Source organism: Streptomyces sp. NPDC058401 (genome assembly GCF_042722885.1).
In the GTDB taxonomy this organism is placed as follows: domain Bacteria; phylum Actinomycetota; class Actinomycetes; order Streptomycetales; family Streptomycetaceae; genus Streptomyces.
Genome location: NZ_JBHXKA010000205.1, coordinates 1 through 9,766, shown reverse-complemented (window position 1 = coordinate 9,766; position 9,766 = coordinate 1). Strand labels below are relative to the sequence as shown.

The 9,766-nt window shown below is 73.3% G+C and carries 7 protein-coding genes; all 7 read left to right on the top strand.

Annotated features, from left to right (window positions below; all coding sequences use genetic code 11):
- Nucleotides 1–60: 60 nt before the first annotated feature.
- The 7 genes from ACFWNV_RS37765 to ACFWNV_RS37735 all read left to right on the top strand — a co-directional run bounded on the left by ACFWNV_RS37765 (nucleotide 61) and on the right by ACFWNV_RS37735 (nucleotide 9,706).
- Nucleotides 61–1,401: an MFS transporter gene (locus tag ACFWNV_RS37765; protein WP_383956252.1), complete on the top strand. Its 1,341-nt coding sequence runs from the start codon at nucleotides 61–63 to the stop codon at nucleotides 1,399–1,401.
- A 10-nt stretch (nucleotides 1,402–1,411) separates the two neighbouring features.
- Entirely contained in the window at nucleotides 1,412–2,740 is a 1,329-nt protein-coding gene (locus ACFWNV_RS37760; protein WP_383956249.1) for an amidohydrolase, read from the top strand.
- Nucleotides 2,737–4,011 carry an acetyl-CoA carboxylase biotin carboxylase subunit family protein gene (locus ACFWNV_RS37755; protein WP_383956246.1) on the top strand — a complete coding sequence of 425 codons (1,275 nt, stop codon included), beginning with the start codon at nucleotides 2,737–2,739 and terminating at the stop codon, nucleotides 4,009–4,011. Before ACFWNV_RS37760 ends, ACFWNV_RS37755 begins: the two co-directional genes overlap by 4 nt.
- Nucleotides 4,012–4,086: 75 nt before the next feature.
- Nucleotides 4,087–6,708 carry an acetyl-CoA carboxylase biotin carboxylase subunit family protein gene (locus tag ACFWNV_RS37750; protein WP_383956243.1) on the top strand — a complete coding sequence of 874 codons (2,622 nt, stop codon included), beginning with the start codon at nucleotides 4,087–4,089 and terminating at the stop codon, nucleotides 6,706–6,708.
- A complete protein-coding gene (locus ACFWNV_RS37745) occupies nucleotides 6,705–8,045 on the top strand; it encodes an MFS transporter (RefSeq protein WP_383956240.1) in 1,341 nt (446 codons plus the stop codon). The genes ACFWNV_RS37750 and ACFWNV_RS37745 overlap by 4 nt, the downstream gene beginning before the upstream one ends.
- Nucleotides 8,042–9,265, top strand: a complete 1,224-nt coding sequence (locus ACFWNV_RS37740) for a PLP-dependent aminotransferase family protein (RefSeq protein ID WP_383956237.1) — start codon at nucleotides 8,042–8,044, stop codon at nucleotides 9,263–9,265. The genes ACFWNV_RS37745 and ACFWNV_RS37740 overlap by 4 nt, the downstream gene beginning before the upstream one ends.
- A 66-nt stretch (nucleotides 9,266–9,331) precedes the next feature.
- Nucleotides 9,332–9,706, top strand: a complete 375-nt coding sequence (locus ACFWNV_RS37735; RefSeq protein ID WP_382754687.1) for a nuclear transport factor 2 family protein — start codon at nucleotides 9,332–9,334, stop codon at nucleotides 9,704–9,706.
- The last annotated feature ends 60 nt before the right edge of the window (nucleotides 9,707–9,766 follow it).

Here is a 9,766-nt window from a genome sequence, read left to right as displayed (position 1 = left end):
AACCCAGTTTTATTAACGTCTGGTGGGCTCGTTTTTGTTTATAAGCGACAGGATTAACAGATCACCACCACTCACCACGCGGCCCACCCCCCGGCGGGTGGGGGGGCGCCCACCCCCGCCGCCGCCGCACCGGCGCCGGCCCGGCGCCCCCGCAGGGAACTGGCCGCCGCCACCGTCGGCTCGGTCGTCGAGGCGTACGACTGGACCATCTACGGCATCCTCGCCCCCTACTTCGCCGAGGCCCTCTTCCCCGGCACCTCGCCCACCGCCAAACTCATCGCCGCCTACCTCGGCTTCGCCCTCGGCTTCCTGGTCCGCCCGCTGGGCAGCGTGCTCATCGGCCGCCTCACCGACACCCGCGGCCGGCGCTACGGACTGACCCTCACGGTCGGCCTGATCGCCGCGGGCTCCCTGTTCCTGGCCGTCATACCCGGCTACGCCTCCATCGGACTGGCCGCTCCGCTCCTGGTGGTCGGGGCCCGGCTGGTGCAGGGGCTGTCGGTCGGGGCGGAGAACCCCAGCGTGGCCGCGTACGTCACCGAGACCGCACCGGCAGGCCGCCGCTACTTCTACAGCGCCGTCTCCTACGGGGGCGTGGTGCTGGGCAGCGCGCTCTCCTTCATCGTCATGAACGTCCTGCTCGGGGTGTTCGGGGAGAGCGGAGTCGAGGACGGCGCCTGGCGCTTCGGCTTCGTCTTCGGCGGACTGCTCGGGCTGACCGCCCTGTGGATCCGGCGCGGCGCGGCGGAGCAGGAGGCAGCGGCACCGGCCGGGAAAGCGCCGAGCCCCTGGCCCGTGCTGCGGGCCCATCTCGGGCGGCTCGCCGTGGTGTTCGCCATCACCTCCGGGGCCACCACCGCCTTCTACTTCGTCACCGTCGACTTCCCCTCGTACGCCGAGAGCGCCGGGGCCGCCACCAAGGAGGAGACCTCCGCCGCCCTGCTCCTCGGCATGGTGGCGCTGCTCGCGGCCATGCTCGGCGGCGGCAAGGCCGCCGACCGGTTCGGCGCCCTGCCCGTGCTGCGCCTGGGCTTCGCCGGACTCGCCCTGGGCAGCGTGCCGCTGCTCATGGCCATGACCGCCGGACGGGTTCCCGTCCCCCTCGTCACCGTGGTCCTGCTCTTCCTGCTGGGCCTCCCGCTCGCGGTGAGCAACGTCTTCGCGGGGCAGCTGTTCCCGCCCGCCGTGCGCGCCGTCGCCGTCGGACTGCCCACCGCGGCCGCGATCAGCCTCTTCGGCGGCACGTTCCCGATGCTCGCGGAACTCCTGAGGTCGGCCGGCCACAACGCCTGGCTGCCGTGGTGGCCCGCACTGACCGCCGCGGTGGCGCTGGCCGCCTCATGGGCCGTACAGGAACACCCCGGTGGCGAACACCCCGTGTCCGTAACCCCTCATGCCTGAGAAGGACGCCATGACTGCACTGCTCGAAGGTCTCGACTCGCTGATGCCGGCCCTGGAAGCCGACTACCGCGAACTGCACACCCACCCCGAACTCGCCTTCCAGGAGAAGCGGACGGCGGCCCTCGTCGCCGAACGCCTCGCCGCCCAGGGCGGCTGGGAGATCACCACCGGCGTCGGCCGCACCGGCGTGGTCGCCGTGCTGCGCAACGGCGAGGGACCGGTGGCCATGCTGCGCGCCGACATGGACGCGCTGCCCGTCAAGGAAGCCACCGGGCTGCCCTACGCGAGCACCGAGACCGCCACCGACGAAGCGGGCGCCGAGGTCCCGGTGATGCACGCCTGCGGGCACGACCTGCACGTGGCCGCGCTGATCGGGTCCTGCGCCCTGTTCGCCCGCAACCTCGGGGCCTGGCGGGGCACCGTCGTCGCCGTCTTCCAGCCGGGGGAGGAGAGCGGCTACGGAGCCCGCGAGATGGTCGAGGACGGCCTCTTCGAGCGCTTCCCGCGCCCCGACGTGATCCTCGGCTCGCACGTGGGCCCCGGCCCGGTCGGCCTCGTCGCGACCCTGCCCGGCACGGTCATGGGCGCCACCGACTCGATCACCGTCAAGCTCTTCGGGCGCGGCGGCCACGGCTCGAAGCCCGAGGCGGCCGTCGACCCCGTGGTGATGGCGGCCTCGCTCGTCCTGCGGCTCCAGACCGTGGTCTCCCGCGAGATCGCCGCCCAGGAACCAGTGGTGGTCACCGTCGGCAAACTGCACGCCGGCACCACCGCCGCGGTCATACCCGACACGGCCGAGCTCGGCATCAACGTGCGCACCAGCTCCGCGCCGGTCCGCGAGAAGGTCCTCGCGGCCATCGAGCGGCTCGCGCGGGCCGAATCGGCCGCCGCGGGCGCGACCGCCGACCCGGAGATCACCTCCGTGTACCACCTGCCGATGACCGTCAACGACACCGCGGCCGCCGAGCGGGTGGCCGACGCCCACCGAGAGCACTTCGGGGCCGGCGCCGTCATGACGATGGGCCCGACCACCGCCAGCGAGGACTTCGGACTCCTCGCCACCGCCGCCCAGGTCCCCTCCGTGTACTGGTTCTACGGCGGCCTCGACCCGCAGGCCTTCGGCGAGGCCTTCGCGGCCGGCAAGCTGGAGGAGCTCCCGCAGAACCACTCCTCCACCTTCGCGCCCGTCGCCGGACCCGCGCTCTCCGTCGGCATCCGCACGATGGCCACGGCCGCACTGCCCTGGCTCGCCGCGGGCGGCACCGAGGCCCCGGCCGACGCCGACGGCGCGGACGGCGCCGACGGCTCGGACGAGGGTGAGGGGGGCGGGACGGCATGAGCACCGACCGGCCGCACATCATCGTCCTGCACCGCTGGCGGGACACCCACGCGCACTACGCCGACTACCTCGACCACGGCGCCGCCCACGTCACCTACGTGAGCACCGAGCTCGGCCGCGCCTCGTTACCCGGGACCGCCGCCGCGGTCACCACCGTCGCCCTCACCGACGACCTGCCCGCCGTCCGCGCCGCCGTGACCGGGCTCGTGGCCCGCTTCGGCGCCCCGGCGCGGCTGATCGCCCTCAACGAGGGGGACCTGGACACGGCCGCGCTGATCCGCGAGGAGTTCGCGATACCCGGCCAGCACACCGCCGAACTGGCCGTGTTCCGCGACAAGCTGACCATGTGCCGCACGGCCGAGGCCGCCGGACTGCCGGTGCCCGCCTTCGCCCCCGCCCCCGACCCGGCCGCCGTGCTCGCCTTCGGCGAGGCCCACGGCTGGCCGCTGGTCGTCAAACCGCACCGCGGCACCGCCAGCCGGGGCGTGGTCCAGATCGACTCCGCCGCCGAACTGGCCGAACTCGGCGCCCTGGCCGCCGCCCTGGCCGCCGAACCGCACCTCGTACAGAGCTACGTGGACGGGCCGATCCTGCACATCGACGGCCTGTGGGAAGGCGACTCCCTCGGCAGCTGGACCGTCTCGCGCTACGTCGGCGGCACCTGCGCCGACTTCACCCAGGGCACCTGGCTCGGCTCCGTAGAGGAGGACGACCCCGCGCTGCTGGAGGCCGTCGAGGCCTTCGCCGCCGCGGTCGGCCCCGCCCTCGGCGGCTCCCGGCCCTGGGTCTTCCACCTGGAGGCCTTCGTCACCCCGGCCCCGGGCGGCGGGCCCGCCCTGGTCTTCCTGGAGTGCGGGGCCCGGGTCGGCGGCGGGGAGATCCCCTTCACCTGGCGCGACGTCCACGGCGTCGACCTGATGGCCGCCGCCGTCGACATCCAGCTCGGCCTGACCCCGGTCCTGCCGCCGCTCAAGACCGGCGGGGTCGGCGGCTACCTGCTGCTCCCGCTCCCCGTCCCCGCCCCCTGCCGCGTCGAAGCGGCCGGCTGGGTACGGGAACCCGCGCCCGGCCGGCTCCCGTACGCCGTCAAGCACACCCCGGTCGGCTCCACGGCCCCGGCGATCAGCGGCTACGAGCACGTCGGCACCCGCTTCCGCTTCCGCGGCGCCACCACCCGGGAGGTCGAGGCCGCCATCACCGAGTCCGCGAACTCCTTCCGGCTGACCTGCGTACCGGTCGGAGCCCCGTCCGCCGACGGCCCGACGGGCTGACCCCCCTCCACGTCTCGCACCCCCTGTTCTCCGGGGCGAACCAGCACCACGCCCCGTACCGGAAAGGAATCCACCGTGGTCTTCACGACCTCCGAACGCCAGCGCGTCATCCTCGTAGGCAGCCGCATCCAGCAGTACCGCGAGTACGCCCTGGCCTCCCTCGCCCAGCACTACGAGGTGACCCTCGTCGCGCCGGAGGCCCCCACCTGGCAGGCCCGTTACGTGGAGACCCACCGGATCGCCGACACCACGGACGCCGCCAAGCTGTACGCCCCGGTCGCCGACCTGCGCGGCGAAGTCGCCAACGCCGCGATCGTCACCTGGGACGAGTGGTCCCTCGTCGCCGTGTCCTCGGTCGCCAAGAAGCTCGGCATGCGCGCCATGGACCCGGCCGCCGCCAAGATCTGCCGCGACAAGTACGCCACCCGCCAGGCCCTCGAAGCGGCCGGCATGGCAGCCGTCCGCTACATCCCGGCCACCACCGAGGAGGAGGCCGTCGCCGCCGCCGAGTCCATCGGCTTCCCCGTCGTCGTCAAGCCCCGCACCCTCGGCGGCAGCTTCGGCGTGATGATGGCCCGCGACGTGGACGGCCTGCGCCGGGCCTTCCGGCTCGCCTCCACCAGCCGCCTGCGCGGCGCCGGCACCACCGCCTCGGTCCTGATCGAGGAGTTCATCGAAGGCCCCGAACTGAGCGTGGACAGCGTCGTCGTGGACGGCGTGGCCACCCCGGTCTGCGTGGCCCGCAAGCGCCTCGGCGCCCACCCGTACTTCGAGGAAGTCGGCCACCTCGTCACCGACTGGCGCCACGAGCCCTGGGCCGACGCCGTCACCCAGCTGGTCCAGGACTCGCACCGCGCGGCCGGAGTCGACTACGGCGTCACCCACACCGAACTGCGCGTCGCCGCGAACGGCCCCCGCCTCATCGAGCTCAACGGCCGCCTCGGCGGCGACCTCATCCCGCACCTCAACAAGCTCGCCACCGGCGTGGACCTGCCGCTGGCCGCCGCCCGGATCGCCTTCGAGGAGACCCCGGACATCACCCCGACCCGCGCGCTGAGCGCCGAGGTCCGCTTCCTCTACCCGGCCTACGACGGCGCCGTCGACCGCGTCGTCCTGCCCGCCCCCGAGGACGTGGAGGACCTGGCCGAGGCCGTCGCCCTCGTCGAGCCCGGCGACGAGCTGCTGCTCCCGCCCCGCGGCCTGACCCCCCGCTCCGCCGCGCTCGTCGCGGTCAGCGAGACCCCGGCCGGCACCCGCCGCGCCCTGGACCGCGCCGAGGCGCTCTCCCGCACCGAGGTCTCCGGAGTCGCCGCACACCGGCTCGGCGCCCGCGTCGAGAACGCCGTGACCCGCCGCTTCTTCGACCACGAGCGCACCGCGGCCCGCCAGACCGTCTCCGGAGTCCGCGGCGTGGAATGGTTCCGCTACGGAGCCGGCGGCGGCGAGGGACTCAACCGCCCCGTCTTCCTCAGCGAGGCCGACGTGACGGGCCTGGAACACGACCTCAACGGCCTCTTCGAACTCCTCAAGGCCGTGCCCGCCCGGCTCTTCGGCGGCGACCTGCGCGCCTTCGCCACCGCCGTCGGCATGTCCCCCACCCAGGCCGACCTGGTCCTGCGCGGCTCCGTGGACGAGCTCGCCCCGCTCTCCCGCGCCGACCTGTACCGCGAGACCGGCGGCTTCCGCGTCATGGAGCTCAACACCGGCTCCTCGCTGGGCGGCTGGCAGATGGGCGAGTTCGCCCGCGCCCTGATCCAGGACGCCGAGTTCGCCGAGTTCGCGGCCACCGAAGGCCTCGTCTACCCCGACCCGCTCGCCCGCATCACCGAGGTGCTGCGCCGCCAGGCCCCCTCCCTCGAAGGCATCGAGCGGCCGCTGCTGGCGATCACCGACTGGCCCGAGGGCTTCGAGAAGTCCAAGTGCTGGATGGAGTTCGTCGTACCGGCCTTCGAACGGCTCGGCTTCGAGACCGTCGTCTGCCACCTCGGCGACTTCGCCTACGAGAACGGCAACGTCCTCCACCAGGGCCGCAAGGTCGACGTGGTCTACCGGATGTTCCTGCCCGGCGAAATGCCCGACGAGCCCCGCACCTACGACCTCGTCAACCCGCTCCTCGACGCCGTCGAGGCCGGCACGGTCGAACTGTTCGCCCCGCTCGACTGCGAGCTGTACGGCAACAAGGGCAGCCTCGCGATGCTCAGCGACGAGCGCAACCGCGCCGTCTTCACCGAGGCCGAGCGCGAGCTCATCGACCGGATCCTGCCCTGGACCCGCTTCGTCCGCGACGAGAAGGTCACCTTCGGCGGCGAGAAGATCGACCTGCTGCCCTACGCCATCGCCAACAAGGACCACCTGGTCCTCAAGCCCACCCTGCTCTACGGCGGCGTCGGCGTCACCCCCGGCTGGACCACCGACCAGAAGGAATGGGTCGCCAAGCTCCGCCAGGCCGTCGACGGCCCCTACGTCCTCCAGCACCGCCTGCTGCCGACCACCGAGCGGTTCCTCTCCGAGGACGGCGAGACCTGCGAGGACATGGCCGTCGCCTACGGAACGCTGATGGTCGACGGACGCTACGCCGGCACCCTGGCCCGCGGGGTCACCGACCCGGCCGTCGGCATCGTGAGCATGCTCCGCGGCGCCCAGATCGGCTGCGCCTTCCACGTCGACCCGGCCGCCGAGGGAGTGGAAGCGAAGTGACCGACATCGGGAACGGGGCCGCCGAGCCGGTGGAGGAGACGGCGGCCGGCGCACCGGCCGCCGCCGCCCCCGCCACGCTCTGGCGGGACCCGGAGTTCCTCAAGTTCTGGTCCGGGGAGGCGATCTCACAGGTCGGGGCCCAGGTCACGACCCTGGCGCTGCCGCTCACCGCGGTGCTGACGCTCGACGCCAGCTCCTCCCAGGTGGGCTTCGTCAACGCGGCCTCCTACGCCCCGTTCCTGATGGTCACCCTCCTGGTCGGCGTCTGGGTCGACCGGGTGCGCCGCAGGCCCCTGATGATCATGGCCAACGTGGGGCGCGCGCTGCTGGTCAGCGCCGTACCGCTGCTGGCCGTGCTCGACCTGCTGCGCATCGAGTACGTGTACGTGGCCGCGCTGCTCGTGGGCACCCTCACGGTGGTCTTCGACGTCTCCTACCAGTCCTACCTGCCGACCCTGGTCGGCAAGCAGCACCTGGTCGAGGGCAACAGCAAGCTCCAGGGCACCAGTTCGCTGGCCCAGATCGGCGGGCCCGGACTGGCCGGCCTGCTCATCGGCTGGGTCACCGCCCCCTACGCGCTGCTGATCAACGGGATCTCGTACCTCGTCTCCGTGCTGACGCTGCTCGCCGTACGGCGCGTCGAGCCGGAGCCGGTGCCCCAGCAGGAGCGCACCGGGATCCGCACCAGCATCGCCGAGGGCATCCGGATCATCTGGGACAGCGCCCACCTGCGGGCCTGCGCCCTCCAGTCCGGGCTGTACAACCTGTGCTGGATGTCCCTCCAGACGGTGTTCGTGCTCTACGCGGCCCGCACGCTCGGCATCTCGCCCGGCGGCATCGGGCTGCTGCTGGGCACCGGGGCGGTCGGCTCGCTGGCCGGCTCGATGCTCGCGCAGTGGCTCAAGCGCAGGATCGGGCTCGGCCACGCCATCCTGGCGGCGCTGCTGCTGTGCTGCCTGGCCCCCGCGGCCATCCCGGCGGCCCCGGCGAACGGCGGGGCGCTCTCGCTGGTCCTGTTCGTCGCCGCCTTCGGCCTGATCGGGGCCGGCGGCACCATGGCCAACATCCACATCATCAGCCTGCGCCAGTCCATCACCCCGGACCACCTGCTGGGCCGGATGAACGCCGGGTACCGCTTCGTCTCCTGGGGGACGCTCCCGCTCGGCGCCCTGCTGGGCGGCTGGCTCGGCGACCTCATCGGGCTGCGCGAGACGCTGTTCGTCACGGCCGGGCTGTTCCTGACCGCCGTCCTGGTGGTCCTCAACTCGCCGGTGTGGCGCCTGAAGGAGTTCCCGCCCCAGCTCGTCGCGCAGCCGCGGAAGGTGGACGCAAGGTGACCCCGAACCCCGTACAGGAACCGCGCGGCATCGGGAGCCTGCTCGCCCGCCGGACCGGCTGGGGCCGCTCCGACGCGGTGAGCCGGATCCTGGCGGCCGCCGCCGCCCCCGGGGTGCTCTCGATGGCCGGCGGCATCCCGGCCCCCGACAGCTTCCCCGTGGCCCGGCTCGCCGAGGCCACCGACCGGCTGTTCGCCGGGCAGGCCGTACGAGCGCTCCAGTACGCCCCCACGGACGGCATCGCCCCGATGCGCGAGGTGATCGCGGCCCGGGCGAGCGAAACCGGGGCCCCCGTCGGCCCCGACCGGGTGATGGTCACCGCGGGCAGCCAGCAGGGCCTGGACCTGGTCGCCCAGACCCTCATAGACGAGGGCGACGAGGTGGCCCTGGACGACCCGAGCTACCTGGGCGCCGTACAGGTCTTCCGGCGCGCCGGAGCCCGGCTGCTGCCGGTCCCCGGCGACGCGGACGGGATGCGCACCGACGTCCTGGAGCAGCGCCTCCTCGCCGGGGCGCGGCCCAAGCTCGTCTACGTGGTCCCGCACTTCCACAACCCCACCGGGGCCGTGCTCTCCGAGGAGCGGCGCCGCCACCTGGCGTCGCTGGCCGAGCGGTTCGGATTCCTCGTCGTCGAGGACGACCCGTACGGGGACCTGGCCTTCGAGGGGAGCCGACTGCCGTCCACCGACGTCCACAGCGGACGGGTGGTCCGGCTGATGAGCCTCTCCAAGACGGTCTGCCCGGGACTGCGGGTGGCCGGTCTGGTCGCCCCGGCCGAGCTGATCGGGGAGCTGGTCGCCGCCAAGCAGTGCGGGGACCTCCAGACCAACACCTTCGGCCAGTACCTGCTGGCCGATCTGCTGGGGGACCCGGAGTTCCTGCCGGCCCACCTGGCGGGCCTGCGCACGCTGTACGGCGGCCGGGCCCGCGCCATGGAGACGCTGCTGCGCGAGCGGCTGCCCTGGCTGGACTTCGAACGGCCGCGCGGCGGGCTCTTCTTCTGGTGCCGGCTGACCGACCCCCGGGTGGGCTCGGACGCGCTGTACGCACACGCGCTGGCGCAGGGGGTGGCCATCGTTCCCGGCACGCCCTTCTGCATCGAGGAGGACGGCTCGAGGGTCCTGCGGCTGTCCTTCGCCTCCCTGGACGGCGCCCAGCGCCGGGAGGGGGTCGCGCGGCTCGCCTCGGCCTGGGAGAAGGCCCTCACCGACGGGCCGTGACCAGAGCTTTTCAGCCATCCGTTTTTCGTCCACACCCTTTCGTCCACACCCTTAAGGAGCAAGGCCGTGACAACGACGTCGCCCGCACCGGTGACCGCCGAATCCCTGGTGGCCCGGCTGTTCCAGGTGATCGACACCCGCTCGTGGGACCGGCTCGGCGAGGTGTTCGCGCCGGACGCCGTGTACGAACGTCCGGGCTACCCGGCGCTGGAGGGCCTCGACCGGATCCGCCGGTTCTACGAGCACGAGCGGATCATCACCTCGGGCGCCCACGAGGTGAGCCAGGTGACCGGCGGCCTCGCCGCGGCCGCCTGCTGGGGGCGCTTCCAGGGAGCCGACAAGGACGGCAAGACCCTGGACGAGGCCTTCGCCGACACCTACCTCGTCCGTGACGGCAGGATCGAGCGCCGCAAGACCTTCTTCTACCGCCCGGCGATCTGACCGCGGCGGTCGCGGCACGGCTGCGGGCCGGGTCCGGACCGCCGGGGGGCGGTCCGGACC